The sequence below is a fragment of the Siphonobacter curvatus genome, assembly GCF_002943425.1.
GTDB classification, from domain to species: domain Bacteria; phylum Bacteroidota; class Bacteroidia; order Cytophagales; family Spirosomataceae; genus Siphonobacter; species Siphonobacter curvatus.
Map to the genome: position 1 here is coordinate 248,226 of NZ_PTRA01000006.1, position 13,851 is coordinate 262,076.

Here is a 13,851-nt window from a genome sequence, read left to right on the forward strand (position 1 = left end):
TAACAAAGCAGCCCCTAGGCCAGACCACGAATTTTGTAATCGAAACAATAAACAAACATTCGCTATGAAAAAGGTTTGGTTCATTACCGGAAGTTCCCGTGGTTTAGGCCGTCAGTTAACCGAAGCCGTACTGGCTCAGGGCGATCGAGTAGCCGCTACGGCTCGTCAACCCGAATCCTTGCAGGCTCTCAAAAATCAGTATCCCGATCAACTGGAACTCCTCACGCTGGACGTTACGAACCCGGAACAAATTCAGGCCGCCGTAACGCTTACCGTAGAACGATTGGGTCGCATCGACGTACTAGTCAATAATGCAGGGTTTGGGATTATCGGTGCCGCCGAAGCGTTCACGGAAGAGCAGGTACGTAGCCAGCTCGAAACGAATTTGTACGCTCCCATTGCTATTACGCGGGCCGTACTACCCGTGATGCGGAAGCAACGCAGTGGCCGCATTCTGCAAATTAGCTCCGTAGGAGGTCGCGTGGGTGCCGCTGGGTTGACTATGTATCAGGCCGCTAAGTTTGGACTGGGTGGTTTTACCGAAGCCCTCGTCAATGAAGTGGTTCCGCTCGGGATACAAGTGACGTCCGTTGAACCCGGTGGTTTCCGTACCGATTGGGCCGGAGCTTCCATGACTTACGCCACCCCGGTTGAAGGATATGAAACCAGCGTGGGCCAGCGTGCCGAGTATTTCGCCAGCGGTCAATACATTCCCATGGGCGATCCGGCCAAAGCGGCTCAGGTCCTGATTGATGTGGTCAACCATCCGGAACCTCCGATTCATTTAATTCTGGGAAGTGAAGCCGCTAGCATTTTACAGGAAGCTGACGCCCGCCGAAAGACTGAGTTTGAAGCTTGGCTACCCGTTTCCGTTTCCACGGATCACGACGATTCAGACAATTTTCTGGATAGCGAACTGGGCCAGACTTATCTCAAAGGGAAGGCGTGAGCTTGTACCTTTGGTTGATCCACCACCATCGAACCTTCTTATCCGTAACTTGTTGCGTACACACGTACGCAGCAAGTTTTTTGATTCAGCCATGTCCGAAGTGCCACCCAATTCCCGCATTATCTATTCCTGCTACTACAACATCAGTAGGGACGGGGAGCAGTTTATCCCCGAACACGTATTCAGCTATCAGATTTCCGGTTCGCTGACGGTCAATGATGGCTTGCAGGTGTACGAGTTTAAGCCCGGCGATTTCCGTTTCAGTCGCCGTAATCAGTTGGCGAAATTCGTGAAGCATCCGCCCGTAGGAGGGGAGTTCACTTCCATTTCTGTTTTCCTCGACCAAAAAACGTTAGTAAACCTAAGTCAGGAATACGGGTATACCGCTCAGAAACGGCACCTGCCAGCTCCAGCGGTCATTCCTCTATCGCCGCACCCGCTGTACCAGGGATACATGGATTCCCTGATGCCCTATGTACCCTTGTCCGGAACTACGGACGATCCACTGTTTGCTTTAAAAGTAAAAGAAGCGGTGCTGCTGCTATTGCGTACTGAACCTGAGTTAAAGGACATTCTGTTCGATTTCGCCGAACCGGGTAAGCTCGATCTGGAAGAGTTTATGATGCAGCATTACCAGTTTAATGTCAGTCTGAATCGATTTGCGTATTTGAGTGGCCGTAGTCTGGCTACATTCAAACGCGATTTTGAGAAAATTTTTCATCTGTCGCCGCATCGCTGGCTCTTAAATAAACGCTTGCAGGATGCTTATTTCCTGATTAAAGAAAAAGGACGAAAACCATCGGAGGTTTACCTGGAAGTGGGCTTTGAAGATCTGTCGCATTTTTCCTTCGCTTTTAAAAAAGCCTTTGGTCAGGCCCCTTCGTTAGTATAAGCGGGCTATTGTTTGAATTTTATAAGTATGCCTTTGTTTTTCGTAAGTCTCAATACTCGATATACCGTACTTTTGCTACTGTATATCAACCCAAGGGATTTGAATTAAACACCCGCGAAGCGTATGGCAACGATTGAAACCTTAGAAGATTTTTATCAAACTAAATTCAATGAGCAGCCCCCCAATCTTCAACAGAATTTGGGGCATTTCAACGTATTTCGGCTGGAAGACTGCCATGGCCCGCACGGTGCCCCGGTGAAATACACCCGTCGGGATTTCTACAAAATCAGTCTGATTCGGGGAAAGAACGTCTTTCACTACGCCGATAAAAGTCTGGAAGTAGAAGGGCCGACCCTTATGTTTTTTAATCCCAAGGTACCTTACACTTGGGAGTCGCGTTCGGAAGATTATACGGGCTTTTTCTGCATTTTCAAGGATGCTTTTTTCACGGAAAAAATGCGGGACCCTTTATCCGAAATGCCCATGTTCGCCAGCGGCGGTAAACCGGCTTTCATTTTGCCGGAAGCTCAGGAACAGCAGGTGAGTGCTTTATTCGAAAAAATGCTCGCTGAAATGCAGTCGGACTACCGGTTTAAATACGATCTGCTTCGCAATTACGTCATCGAGCTGATTCACGTAGCTTTAAAAGTCCAGCCCTCGCAAACGCTCTACCAGCATCCGGATGCGAATGCCCGCATTACGGCGATTTTCTCTGAGTTATTGGAAAGACAGTTCCCCATTGAAACGCCTTCACAACGATTCAAGCTGCGGTCGGCCAAGGATTTTGCTGAGCACTTATCCGTACACGTTAACCACCTCAATCGAGCCATTCGGCAAACGACGGGTAAAACGACGACCGATCACATTACCGAACGACTGACCAGCGAAGCCAAAGCCCTGCTTAAACATACCAACTGGAATATTGCCGAAATCAGTTATTGCCTGGGTTTTGAGGAACCTTCACACTTTAATAACTTCTTCAAAAAACACGTATCCTTAACGCCTTCAGCGTACCGTTATCTCTAAGGGGTATGGGCCATCAACTTTCCGAACTTGTAGCTTTAGTTCGGAAAGTTGATGGCCTAACCCTTTCACTATACGTTAAATATTCTTCGAGATTACTAAAATTTAAACCTCCGAGTTCAAATTTGGGTTTTACCTTCGCACGTCGCAGCCACTGATTTATTCTTACAGCCCTGAATGGCCTGTATCCATTAAGCTTTTTATGATCTGGTACGAAGAAGAAGTAAAACAATTAAAACAACGAATTAACCCGGCTCAACTAAACCGTACTGTCTTTTACGGTAGTTCCTCCATTCGTTTATGGTCAACACTGGCTCAGGATTTTCCTGATACGCCCGTACTCAATCTCGGCTTCGGTGGCTCGACCCTGGCCGCCTGCTCGTGGTACTTTGAAGAGATCGTGGTGCCGAGTAAGCCTCGGGCGATCGTTTTTTACGCGGGCGACAATGACCTTGGTGATCAAAGACATCCCGAAGAGGTGTACCTGTTCTTTTGTACGCTGGTCGAACGTATGAAAAAGAATTTACCCGATGTTCCGCTCGTGTATGTATCCATCAAGCCAAGTCTGGCCCGCTGGGATTTGATTGAAAAAATCAAACATACGAACGCACTCATTGCCGAAAAAATCAAGCTGACGCCCGGATTTACGTATTTGGATATAACGCATGCCATGCTGGGAGCGAACCACCGACCCCGACCCGAACTATTCGAAGCGGACGGTTTACACCTTAGCCCGGCGGGTTATCAGGTCTGGACGAAGCTACTGCGGCCTCACGTAGAGAAATTTTAATGATTTATTCATACCAACGATACGACCAGATTTAGAAATCATTGAGAACTTAGGGGTCTTTCTTGTCATCCTTACCTATGCTTCGTAACCCACACGGCTGGTACAGTCCAGTGCTTGAGCGACACATGGATTTACTCGTCTACGGCCACGCAGGGGCTCGCGTTTTGATCTTTCCAACCCGTCGGGGTCGGTTTTACGAATACGAGAAACTGGGTCTGGTCGAGGCTCTTCGGGATAAAATCGAACAAGGGTGGCTACAACTCATCTGCGTCGATTCGATTGACGCCGAAAGCCTGTACAGCGAGAGTATTCCACCCGCCGAGCGTATTCAGCGGCACATTGCCTACGAAGCGTACATCTTACAGGAAGTACTGCCTTTTTCGGAGAAACTGAATCCGGGTTCTTTTCTGATTTCCCACGGTTGTAGTTTCGGAGCTTTTCACGCCGTGAATATTGCCCTGCGGCATCCCGAGCAATTTGGTAAAGTGGTGGCCTTCAGTGGCCGCTACAACCTAGCGGTTCCTACCTCCGAGTTCCGTGGACTATTCGACGATTACTACGACGAAAACATCTATTACCACACGCCTAATCACTTTCTACCTAACCTGCACGACGAGCAGTTGCTAGCCAAAATTCGCCAGCTGGAATTTGTCATCGTCATTGGTAGCGACGATCCCTTCCTGGAAAGTAATTTCCAGCTCGAACGCGATCTGACACACAAAGGCATTGCTCACGAATTCTACGTTTGGGAGGGCCGGGCTCACCAGGCCGATGCCTGGCAAAAGATGGTAGATATCTATCTGTAACGGGCTACTGGCTCTAAAAACTTCACTTCTGCAGATTATTCCTCAACTTTCTGTATTTGGATACCCATGCTGTATATACGGACGGGGCTTCTCTAGTCTCTTCACAGTAGAACGGATTTGACCGTTCCATAAGTTCTGAATGTTTCATGAGAGATTGTGAGGAATACGAACTCTTCTCGCTTGATACCTTGCCCGCAAGTATGGTTTCTAGATGGTCAGTTAATTCGAAAAGGTTTTAGGATCAGTATACTAGCTGTAATTATAATTTTTATTTGGACTCATTATAAATAGATATGTAATTTAGCCGTTAGAAAGAAGAAAAAAGGCCGTTAATTGTCCTTTTTGCCTGTAAGTAAACAAGCCTTCTCACTTTTCTTTAACGACTATTTTATGAAAGTAAAAGCTACTTTGTTATCGCTGGCTCTGTTTTTGAGCATCAGTAGTGCCTTCGCCCACGCCCTTTGGTTGCAAACGCCCGCTATCGGCAAAAAAGGACAGGCTCAAACCGTCAAAATTAGCTACGCCGAACCGGGTGAAACGCCGGAAAAAGTTGCCGACTGGTATTCTGACGTAAAGGAATTTAGCCTTTGGCTGATTGCTCCCGATCAGACCAAGACCAAACTTTCGGTAAGTCCGGCTAATGACCATTTTACGGCTACGTTCACGCCAACGCAGGATGGCGTGTACACGCTGGCTGTTGGACACGAAGCTAAAGACTTGGGTGGTACGACCAAGTATCAGTTCAATGCAACGGCTACCGTTACGGTGGGTAAAGCAAGCGGCAAATCCGCCACTCCCAATGAACTCAATGTCGCGTTGGCTCAAGACAAGTCTTTCAAAGTAGGAAAGCCGGTTTCACTCGAAAGTGTATTTAAAAATACGCCTTCTGAAAAAATCTATATCTCCGTTCACTCACCCAGTGGTTGGAGCCGTCAGGTCGTTACGAACGCTCAGGGTGTAGCCGAGTTCACGCCGCTATGGCCGGGTACGTACTACGTGGAAGGCTCTAAAACGGAAAAAGAACAGGGTCAGCTTCAGGGAAAAGAGTACAAATCGGTTTGGCGTTGTGCTACGTTAACCTTCGATGTTGCTCCCTAGGTCTTAACGTTCAGCGGCAGGGGATCGAAAAGAGGACCTGCCGCTTTTTTCATAAGTGATGATGTACAACATTAATAATCGGATTGACACGTACTGCATAGAACGGGGCATTCGGAAGTCCATTAAACGAAATCAGGTAGCCACAGTACTCGAGCGTATCCACGAAAGCATGGATGCCGAACAGGTTTGGTTACTACTTAAGAAGAATCACTTTCAGATCAGCATTGGTGCCGTTTATCAGGCCCTGAATTGGCTGGTCGAGCATGGCTTTGTCGAAAAACATATCCAGGCTGATCGTAAGTTTATTTATTATCTCACCACTAAAGAATCAGAGCTTTCTTGAATTTCAAAGTGTACTACTTAACAACTATTTGTATGCTGCTAAACATGCGTTTACAGAAAAAAGAGAAGTCTGTTGATCGGACTTCTCTTTTTATATAAGGGATATTCCAACAAGCTATTCCTCTCAGGAGTACCTCTTTAGACTTTTGATATACTTGATTTATTACAATCAGATCAAAAAACTGTCTTCAAGACTTTTGCTACAGGTTTTACTTAACCTTATTTCGTACAGGGAGCTTCTTAGTGCTGGTACTACCCCAGTACACCTGCCCATCATTAAAAGCTATTACCTACCTATCCATCAATATGTTATAAAAGGCTAGTTCTGTACATTTCCAGAAATTTTCGCTAAAAAGCGACCCGTTCCTTTTTCTTCGTTCGCTGACGTATCTAATCTCAATACGTAAAGACTTAAAAACCTTTTAAGTACCAAAATATTCTACTTACACGGCAAACCTTTCCATTAGTCGAATATACCCCTGCCTAAGCTAAGAAGGCGGCAACTTTGTATCACTGAATTGGTCAGAGGAGTGGCGGCTTTGCTGACCGTGTATGAACAAACTCCAAGACTTACCTGCGACGACAGACAGGCCTTAACTATGCCCCTCTGCAACAGTAGAAGGACTTTTATTTGAAGATTATATTTTATACTAATGCTTAGTTACCATTTGAACTACAGACCCATGAATAAGACAACACCCGCGATAGTAAGCCCAATGTCCGTTCAGGATTATCTGGATGCACTCATTACCATTTACGTGGACGAATATCTTAAGGGAGTAGAACAAGCTCCTACTGACTTGCCCTACCAATCCCCCTATGAGCCTCTGGTGAAGCGTGCCATGAAAGCCTACGAAGGAATCATTAAGCACCCTGGCCTTTTTGAAGATATTTACGATGACTTTAAACTTGAATTTCAGGAATACGGACTTGAGATATCTAAAGTCATAGCCGTACGGCAACACGTCTGGTAATTGTCTTTTTTTAAGATTGCAAATACGTTCTTCTTCAGAAGAATACCCTGGTAACGTCTATTATCTTGATTACCTGAAAAGGTCTAGACGATTTTCAAAGCATTAGCGTAGGGCATCGGGGCTTGATGGCCGGGTAGCTGCATCACCGGACCCTGACTCGTCTGCTCAAACGACAACGACTCCGCCCCCCAGGAGTCGGATATAAACCCTTCTCGCTAGCCAGCGACTTGATCACCACCTTTCCCCCTCGGGCCAGCCCATCACCGTGGCATATAAGGCCTCTCCCTTGCTGGCAAACCGAATAGCTGCCCCATTAAAAGCTTTGCCTTCGTTGAAACCCTGAGTCGACAGCGGAGCTGCTCCTTATTGGGCTAGTCCCTACCCGAATGTTCATAAATGTCTTCACTGTTCACTTAAAACCAAGCCCAAATCTGGCTGACAATCGCCTGCTCATCAAGCACTTTGCCAAACACCATCGCGTGCTGGTCCATACTCTTATTTGAGCCTTTCTGAGCCGTTTGTCCAAGAACGACTCTGGAAAGGCTCAATGCAGGTAGCGTACTCTTACGAGTAATCTGCGGTTCATAAATAGTATTGGGGTGAGAGCTTGAAGACCTCAAGTGCTCTAATTCATATAAAAGTATAGTATAATTAATTATTTAAATTGTATAAAAATGGTTTAAATTGTCACAAATCGGGTTTTCAATTATCTTTGGTAGCAGGAGAGAATAGGAAATGCATGGCATTTATAGCTATAAATCTGTCATTTATGCATAATACTGGATTTAAGGCGAGCTTTTCGCTATTACACACGGATTACGTACAGTTGAACAAATCGTGGAATTATCGGGAGGTAATGAGTCCGTTCTATCGAATCTATCTCATCGATGGTGGCCAAGGCTCCCTCGGCGATACCGATCAGGCTTTGGTCTTAGAGCAAGGCTATTTGTATCTCATTCCCAGTTTCACGCGGTGCGATCATTCCTGCCAAGATTGGCTAAGTCAGTATTATGTGCACATCTTAGAAGAGAACCCGACTGGATTATCACTATTTGCCTATAGTAGGCGGGTGATCAAAATAGAATCCAAACCGGAAGATGTTATTCTTTTCAAACGGCTCCTGCACTTAAATCCAGGACGTGATTTAAGAAGAAGTGATGACCCCCGAGAATATCAAAAGCAGCCCTTACTTAAAGATTTCAAGCAGCGAAACAATGATATCCCCTTTGCTGATTATCTGGAGACGAATGGCCTGATTTTACAATTACTGTCACGCTTCTTAATCAATGAGGAATGGTTGTTAGCTCAGCAAACGCGAATACCTGCCAAAATTCAGTTGGCCATCAATTACATTCAAATGCATTTGAGCAGCCCAATAACGGTGACAGCGTTAGCAGAACACGTGAATCAAAGTGCTCACTACTTTTCTAAACTGTTTTTACAGGCTACGGGTCAGCGACCCTTGGAATATCTGGTACAAAAGAGAATCGAGAAGGCTCAATTCTTAATGTTGACAACCTCGTTGAGCTTATCAGAGATTGCCATAGAAACGGGGTTTGACAGTTTATCTTATTTTTCTCGCAGCTTCAAAAAAGTTACCGGACAAAGTGCCAGCCAGTACAGCAGAGCAAATATTTTCTAATCATCGATTTATTGAAATGTTTGCTACATTACCTAAAACTTAACGCCTGCTTTCAAAATCAGCATGGAAGAATTTATCAAATTCATCAGAGAAATGATCTGGATCGATGAGGTGGATTTACAGCTCGTCCATTCCAGATGCAGAGAACGAATGCTTCTCAAAAACAAACTGATTTTACAGAAAGGACAAATTGCCCAGCAGTATTTTTTCATCGTATCCGGGGGCGTCCGTTTTTTTTACGAGAGTGAAGGGCAGGAAAATACAAGCTGGGTAATGTTTAAAAATGAATTCTTCACTGAAATATCCAGCTTACATCCCCAAAAGCCATCCCGATTCAATATTGAAGCGATCGAAGAAACGAAGTTGATTGTGATTGACAAAAAGGATATGGATTTTCTGTATGGCCAGGTGGCAGCCTGGGAAGAATTTGGCAGAAAAATCTGGGAAGCGACCACGATACGTATGATTGACCAGCTTTTGAATTTCCAAACCCTATCTGCCGAGGAACGTTACCTCTCTTTTCTCAAGAATTCCCAACTTATTCAAAAAGCCCCCGTAAAGCAGGTCGCCGCTGTACTAGGGATTACCCCCAATGCCTTGAGCCGAATCAGAAAAAAAATTCGGTAAACCTCATTCTCTACCTTTTGGTAGTTTTGCCCCTTTGCCATCCGGGTACTTTTGAGTCATAAAAAAACAACAATGACTCAACCCAAAGAAAACCCAGCGATGACTCAGAATCCGTATTCTGACGAAGCATTAATTAAAAACTTTCCGGACTTTACGAATCAGTATGCGACCGTAAACGGCGTTCGCCTGCACTACGTCGAAGGGGGCAGTGGCTTGCCCTTACTTTGTTTGCCCGGCTGGCCGCAAACTTGGTATTCCTACCAACCCGTTGCTTTGCAACTCGCCCAGAAATACCGGGTAATCATTGTCGATATCCGAGGTATGGGTAGTTCCGAGAAGCCTCCATTCGGTTACGATAAAAAAACCATGGCGGCTGATATTCTGGCCTTAGTACAGCATCTTGGTTTACTACGCGTTTCGATCATGGGTCACGATATTGGCGGGATGGTCGCCATGAGTTTTGCGTTTAATTATCCCGGCTTCGTCGAAAAGCTGATTATTCTGGATGGCTCACATCCAACCGAGGGAATACTACAGATGAGTTTGATACCTCCGGCGGGTACTTTTAGCGAGAAGATGGATGCCAATCGACCCTACGCCTGGTGGATGGGATTTAATCAGGTGAAAGGATTACCCGAACAGCTACTGGCCGGCCGCTTCCAGTACTTGCTGGACTGGCTTTTTCACTACGTCATGATTGACGATCGGAAAATGACTTCCCTGGAAAGAGACGTTTATGCCGCTTCCTACAACGATGCCGAAAGCATCCGGGCCGCTAACGCCTGGTACCAAATGTTTGTTCAGGACATCGAAGATGCCAAAAACTATCCGCCCTTGGAAATGCCCGTGTTAGCAATCGGCAGCTACATAAGTTACCAATACATGAAGATGGGACTACCTCACGTCGCCAAAGACTTACACCTGGTTGGGATTCTGGATAGTGGGCATTATCTATTCGAGGAGCAACCAACGCAGGTACTTGAGGCGGTATTCAACTTTCTGATCTAATTCAATTCACCAATCATTTTGAAGAATAAAAACAGCCATGCAAAAGAAGATTGTAGTATTCGGTGCTACGGGCAATTTAGGCCGTAGAATTACGCGTGAACTTTTACAAAGAGGGGCGGCAGTACAGGCAATCGTTCGACCATCTGCCGATCCCGAAAAAACGAAAGCGTTGGAGCAACTGGGAGCGACCGTACAAGAGGTAGATACGGATCGCGTAGAGGCCCTGGCCCTGGCGAGTGCCGGAGCCCATTGCGTGGTATCCGCTGTCGCCGGTTTGGGTGACGTAATTATTGATCTACAGAAGAGAATCCTGGATGCGGCAGTACAGGCCGGTGTCCCCCGATTTATTCCTTCTGACTTCTGTACGGATTATACCGATTTAGTACCGGGTGAAAACAGAAATTTTGATTTACGGAGAGAATTCAGAAGTTACCTTGACCGTACCCCCGTTCAGGCTTCTTCGGTTTTCAACGGTGCTTTTGCGGACATCCTCCAGTACAACACGCCAATTCTAAACCTGAAAGAGAAGAGTATCGGTTACTGGGGTGACAAGGCAGATTGGAAACTGGATTTCACGACGATGGACGATACGGCCGCCTTTACGGCGGAGGTAGCCTTGGATGCAGAAGCTCCCAGAAACCTACCGATTGCTAGTTTTCAGGTAAGTCCTAATGACCTATGGCAAGCAGTAAAACAGCTAACGCATCAGGAGTTTAGAATTCATCAATTATCCAGTCTTGACGATTTTGCACAGTTTATAAAAAAGCAACGAGCCGATTACCCCGCCGGAGAACAGGAGTTGTATGCTAAATGGCAACAGGGTCAGTATATGTATTCCATGTTTACGACCCAACATACGCAGTTAGCCAATGACCGATACAAAAACCTGACCTGGACAACAAGCTTAGATTTTATCAAGTCATTTGTTCACTAAACGAACGAAATTGTAAGTACTGCGTCTCGAATAGCTTGCGTAGAATCGTATACCAATTAATGTAGGTACGACTGCTCGTTAATAGGAGGAAGCTTTTCGAATTATCTTATAACCAGCACCGACTTTCAAAACGACGCCAATCAATTTCCGCGACTGCTTTCGAGACTATGCTCCGTCAGAAAAGCAGTCCGGAAATTGGATGGCGATTCGCCCGTTTTCGTCAGGAACAAGCGACTAAAATAAGCGGGATCCTGATAACCCAAATCGTAGGCAATTTCCTTGGCCGTAAGCGAAGTATGTACCAAAAGCCGTTTTGCCTCCAGAACAATGCGATCTTTGATTACTTCATTGGGCTGTGGTAAGCGTAAACGGTTGAACTTATGAGTAATGGTTTTGGGAGATATACACAGCAAATCGGCGTAATCGGCAACCGTATGTTTGGATTTGTAATGCTCCTCTACCAATCGGGTGAATTTGCGAAAAAATTCCAGATCACTTTGCGGTTCGTTTACTGCATTCTCCAAGTGTTGTCTTTTCCAGGAACGAGTCGCCCGGATCAACAATTGTTTCAAATAAGTCCGGACCATTTCTTCCAGAGAGCTGTCGTTAAGCTTGAATTCGTGTACCATTTCCGTAAACAAACCCTTGATAAACGCGATTTCTTCTTCCGCAGCCTCCACTTTCGGCATGTTGTGAATGTTGTTGAACAGCAATCCATCACAGGCCACCTCCTGATCGTGAATCTGTATGCAATAAAAATCACGATTGTAGAAAATGAAATAGCCATCATCCGAACCCGCTTCTTCTAGCTTCAGGTATTGGTTAGGACTAACGAAGAAAAGGGCTGGCCGCTGGGTTTCATAAACTGAAAAATCGACTCTGACCTTGTAGCCGGGAGGCAGAAACAGGATCTTGATATACTGCTTATACTCCGGGCCGTTGATGAAATCGGTCTGATCCTGACTAACAGACAGTAAGCCAAACGTTTTCAATTTATGCTCAAACAGATTTTTTTGCATGATTTTATACGCACGTTGATGGTTAGTATGGCTGATAGCAAGCGAATAACTTTAATTGACGTAAAAAGCGGAGAGTTGATTCAATCGTTGCTTCACCAGCTCGTTACGCATGGGCTCGAACCGAGCGAGCTCCTTTCCGTCTTTCATAACAATCACGTAAAAGGGTTGATTGAACTGGGTGGTCAGGTGATAAATTGTGGCCAGTTCAGCAATGTCTTCAAACCAGGCGGCCATACCGTATAACGAGGCAAATGGCGTCTTAGCGAGTTTTTGATACACTTCCGGTGCCTGGTTAATCGGCAGGGCTTGACCGCTTCGGAAACGGGTTTGTTCCAGCAAGGAATCCATATAGTTCGCGTCAGGCTTGTTCATCATACGCCAGACCCCTTTGGTGAACGGTGTTGGCTCAACGACTGCGTCTCGTTTGGAGGGATGTGGCGTAATCTCCGTCACCGCATCGACGATATGCGTAGCCTCGTGCATTAACACGTAAATAAGAGCGTCCAGGTTGCCTGCTTCCACACGTAAAGTATACTTCGCACCCGTTACCGGCTCGAAACACGTATTTTCTTTCTTCGTCGCCCATTCAGAAATGGTCTCGTCCAACAAACCCGCCCGGAAAGTAATATTAAACAGCTTGGATACGCCGCTGGTATCAATGGGTGAAATCAATGCCGTATTGGGCATGTCATCCATGAAGCTAATGCTATACAGATGCTTTCTCAGAATTCGCTGATGCATAGGGGGCAACAAGGCAAAAGCATTTTTCACCTTTTTCTGTTGAGCCGCCGTCAGCGTGCGGTTGACGGGCTTCATTCCAGCCGCCTGGAACATCGTCCATACACTGGCAGGAGCCGATTTTACGCGTTGCGAGGGATCATCTTTGGGAGTGGAAGGGGACGTTTGTGCCGCAGTAGTGAGTACTGCGAACAACAGCATGGTCAAGGCTGAAACAGCCGATATAAAGCCTGATTTTTTGATCATAGATTTCCGTATGTTGAACTTGTAATCCTTTTTGCAGCATGCTCCGGTAAGGCAATCCGCATCTTACCGGAGCATGTTCTGCGAACGTATGTACTTCATTTTTAACCTGAAATCCGTAGTGAGTTGATCCAGTTATTCTTCAGGTTCCGATGATAGGGTAGCTTAGCCGGGATTCCGGGAAAGGTACCGGTTACCCGTGCGATTTTGCCTGCCAGTTCGTTTTCAAAGGTAAAGTCCATGAACTTGCTGTTTTCTGTAGGGCAAATTTCAGTACTATACCGGCGGCCGACAAGTACGGATTTACGATTCAGATGGGGATAAATTTTTCCTATTGAACCGCAAACTTGGTATGTTTATCTTTGTACAATGTACGAACGAAAGACCTTACCCAACCTGAACTGTGGACTCGACCTGATCGGCGAAGTCCTGTACGGTAAATGGAAAATACGGCTTTTATGGTTTATCAACCAAGGGTTTCAACGACCCAGCGAGCTGCAAAGAAAAATTCCGGATGCCTCCCGACGGGTACTGAATGTACAGTTAAAGGAATTGGAAAACCACGAGTTGGTGGGCAAGGTGATTTATCCAGTCGTTCCGCCCAAAGTTGAATATTACCTCACCGATTTCGGCAAATCGCTAATCCCCGTCATTGGTGCCATCGGAGAATGGGGTGACCAGCATGAACAGCGTTTACGAACGCTCATTCTAAAGAACCTCAATACTACACCGAGCCCCGATCAAGACTAGTACAGCTTCGATCTAG

The 13,851-nt window shown here is 46.0% G+C and carries 17 protein-coding genes; 13 read left to right on the forward strand and 4 right to left on the reverse strand.

The genetic code is table 11. The features are described from left to right. Positions 1 to 64 precede the first annotated feature (64 nt). The 8 genes from C5O19_RS22485 (at position 65) to C5O19_RS22520 (ending at position 6,874) form a co-directional block, all read left to right on the forward strand. Positions 65 to 949, forward strand: coding sequence for an oxidoreductase (locus C5O19_RS22485; RefSeq protein WP_104715638.1), 885 nt, complete (start codon positions 65 to 67; stop codon positions 947 to 949). Between the two features lie 52 nt (positions 950 to 1,001). After that, entirely contained in the window at positions 1,002 to 1,841 is an 840-nt protein-coding gene (locus C5O19_RS22490) for a helix-turn-helix domain-containing protein (RefSeq protein WP_243406479.1), read from the forward strand. A 123-nt stretch (positions 1,842 to 1,964) separates the two neighbouring features. Further along, positions 1,965 to 2,867 carry a helix-turn-helix domain-containing protein gene (locus tag C5O19_RS22495; protein ID WP_104715639.1) on the forward strand — a complete coding sequence of 301 codons (903 nt, stop codon included), beginning with the start codon at positions 1,965 to 1,967 and terminating at the stop codon, positions 2,865 to 2,867. A gap of 199 nt (positions 2,868 to 3,066) precedes the next feature. Beyond that, positions 3,067 to 3,654, forward strand: a complete 588-nt coding sequence (locus tag C5O19_RS22500; protein ID WP_104715640.1) for an SGNH/GDSL hydrolase family protein — start codon at positions 3,067 to 3,069, stop codon at positions 3,652 to 3,654. 77 nt (positions 3,655 to 3,731) lie between these two features. Further along, complete coding sequence (locus tag C5O19_RS22505; protein ID WP_094812633.1) at positions 3,732 to 4,460, forward strand: esterase family protein; 729 nt, start codon at positions 3,732 to 3,734, stop codon at positions 4,458 to 4,460. A gap of 390 nt (positions 4,461 to 4,850) precedes the next feature. Beyond that, the gene (locus C5O19_RS22510; RefSeq protein WP_104715641.1) at positions 4,851 to 5,558 is read left to right on the forward strand and encodes a DUF4198 domain-containing protein; all 708 of its coding nucleotides are present in this window, start codon (positions 4,851 to 4,853) and stop codon (positions 5,556 to 5,558) included. A gap of 58 nt (positions 5,559 to 5,616) precedes the next feature. Continuing rightward, a complete protein-coding gene (locus C5O19_RS22515) occupies positions 5,617 to 5,901 on the forward strand; it encodes a transcriptional repressor (protein ID WP_104715642.1) in 285 nt (94 codons plus the stop codon). A 682-nt stretch (positions 5,902 to 6,583) separates the two neighbouring features. Continuing rightward, positions 6,584 to 6,874 carry a hypothetical protein gene (locus tag C5O19_RS22520; RefSeq protein ID WP_133163431.1) on the forward strand — a complete coding sequence of 97 codons (291 nt, stop codon included), beginning with the start codon at positions 6,584 to 6,586 and terminating at the stop codon, positions 6,872 to 6,874. A gap of 413 nt (positions 6,875 to 7,287) precedes the next feature. Here C5O19_RS22520 and C5O19_RS26420 read toward each other — a convergent pair whose 3' ends face one another. Beyond that, the gene (locus C5O19_RS26420; protein ID WP_262509740.1) at positions 7,288 to 7,422 is read right to left on the reverse strand and encodes a hypothetical protein; all 135 of its coding nucleotides are present in this window, start codon (positions 7,420 to 7,422) and stop codon (positions 7,288 to 7,290) included. Positions 7,423 to 7,613: 191 nt separating this feature from the next. Between C5O19_RS26420 and C5O19_RS22525 the strand changes: the two genes are divergently transcribed. The 4 genes from C5O19_RS22525 (at position 7,614) to C5O19_RS22540 (ending at position 11,085) form a co-directional block, all read left to right on the forward strand. Continuing rightward, positions 7,614 to 8,516 (forward strand): AraC family transcriptional regulator, encoded by a 903-nt coding sequence (locus C5O19_RS22525; protein ID WP_104715644.1) that lies wholly within the window; start codon positions 7,614 to 7,616, stop codon positions 8,514 to 8,516. A 63-nt stretch (positions 8,517 to 8,579) separates the two neighbouring features. Then, a complete protein-coding gene (locus C5O19_RS22530; protein WP_104715645.1) occupies positions 8,580 to 9,143 on the forward strand; it encodes a Crp/Fnr family transcriptional regulator in 564 nt (187 codons plus the stop codon). A 72-nt stretch (positions 9,144 to 9,215) separates the two neighbouring features. Continuing rightward, a complete protein-coding gene (locus C5O19_RS22535; protein ID WP_104715646.1) occupies positions 9,216 to 10,151 on the forward strand; it encodes an alpha/beta fold hydrolase in 936 nt (311 codons plus the stop codon). A 37-nt stretch (positions 10,152 to 10,188) separates the two neighbouring features. Continuing rightward, positions 10,189 to 11,085, forward strand: coding sequence for an NmrA family NAD(P)-binding protein (locus tag C5O19_RS22540; protein WP_104715647.1), 897 nt, complete (start codon positions 10,189 to 10,191; stop codon positions 11,083 to 11,085). A gap of 140 nt (positions 11,086 to 11,225) precedes the next feature. Here C5O19_RS22540 and C5O19_RS22545 read toward each other — a convergent pair whose 3' ends face one another. The 3 genes from C5O19_RS22545 to C5O19_RS26105 all read right to left on the reverse strand — a co-directional run bounded on the left by C5O19_RS22545 (position 11,226) and on the right by C5O19_RS26105 (position 13,327). Then, positions 11,226 to 12,104 (reverse strand): helix-turn-helix domain-containing protein, encoded by an 879-nt coding sequence (locus C5O19_RS22545; RefSeq protein WP_104715648.1) that lies wholly within the window; start codon positions 12,102 to 12,104, stop codon positions 11,226 to 11,228. Between the two features lie 51 nt (positions 12,105 to 12,155). Then, positions 12,156 to 13,088: a hypothetical protein gene (locus C5O19_RS22550; RefSeq protein WP_243406480.1), complete on the reverse strand. Its 933-nt coding sequence runs from the start codon at positions 13,086 to 13,088 to the stop codon at positions 12,156 to 12,158. A gap of 101 nt (positions 13,089 to 13,189) precedes the next feature. Beyond that, the gene (locus C5O19_RS26105; RefSeq protein WP_165796104.1) at positions 13,190 to 13,327 is read right to left on the reverse strand and encodes a hypothetical protein; all 138 of its coding nucleotides are present in this window, start codon (positions 13,325 to 13,327) and stop codon (positions 13,190 to 13,192) included. A gap of 127 nt (positions 13,328 to 13,454) precedes the next feature. Here C5O19_RS26105 and C5O19_RS22555 point away from each other — a divergent pair, with 127 nt between their 5' ends. Continuing rightward, positions 13,455 to 13,835: a winged helix-turn-helix transcriptional regulator gene (locus C5O19_RS22555; protein WP_104715649.1), complete on the forward strand. Its 381-nt coding sequence runs from the start codon at positions 13,455 to 13,457 to the stop codon at positions 13,833 to 13,835. Positions 13,836 to 13,851: the final 16 nt, after the last annotated feature.

Coding starts and splice junctions, on each gene's coding strand:
- C5O19_RS22540 (WP_104715647.1), top strand. CDS start 10,189: ATGCAAAAGAAGATTGTAGTATTCGGTGCTACGGGCAATTTAGGCCGT.
- C5O19_RS22515 (WP_104715642.1), top strand. CDS start 5,617: ATGATGTACAACATTAATAATCGGATTGACACGTACTGCATAGAACGG.
- C5O19_RS22510 (WP_104715641.1), top strand. CDS start 4,851: ATGAAAGTAAAAGCTACTTTGTTATCGCTGGCTCTGTTTTTGAGCATC.
- C5O19_RS22505 (WP_094812633.1), top strand. CDS start 3,732: ATGCTTCGTAACCCACACGGCTGGTACAGTCCAGTGCTTGAGCGACAC.
- C5O19_RS22555 (WP_104715649.1), top strand. CDS start 13,455: ATGTACGAACGAAAGACCTTACCCAACCTGAACTGTGGACTCGACCTG.
- C5O19_RS22485 (WP_104715638.1), top strand. CDS start 65: ATGAAAAAGGTTTGGTTCATTACCGGAAGTTCCCGTGGTTTAGGCCGT.
- C5O19_RS22500 (WP_104715640.1), top strand. CDS start 3,067: ATGATCTGGTACGAAGAAGAAGTAAAACAATTAAAACAACGAATTAAC.
- C5O19_RS22530 (WP_104715645.1), top strand. CDS start 8,580: ATGGAAGAATTTATCAAATTCATCAGAGAAATGATCTGGATCGATGAG.
- C5O19_RS22525 (WP_104715644.1), top strand. CDS start 7,614: ATGGCATTTATAGCTATAAATCTGTCATTTATGCATAATACTGGATTT.
- C5O19_RS26105 (WP_165796104.1), bottom strand. CDS start 13,327: ATGGACTTTACCTTTGAAAACGAACTGGCAGGCAAAATCGCACGGGTA.
- C5O19_RS22550 (WP_243406480.1), bottom strand. CDS start 13,088: ATGATCAAAAAATCAGGCTTTATATCGGCTGTTTCAGCCTTGACCATG.
- C5O19_RS22535 (WP_104715646.1), top strand. CDS start 9,216: ATGACTCAACCCAAAGAAAACCCAGCGATGACTCAGAATCCGTATTCT.
- C5O19_RS22495 (WP_104715639.1), top strand. CDS start 1,965: ATGGCAACGATTGAAACCTTAGAAGATTTTTATCAAACTAAATTCAAT.
- C5O19_RS22520 (WP_133163431.1), top strand. CDS start 6,584: ATGAATAAGACAACACCCGCGATAGTAAGCCCAATGTCCGTTCAGGAT.
- C5O19_RS22545 (WP_104715648.1), bottom strand. CDS start 12,104: ATGCAAAAAAATCTGTTTGAGCATAAATTGAAAACGTTTGGCTTACTG.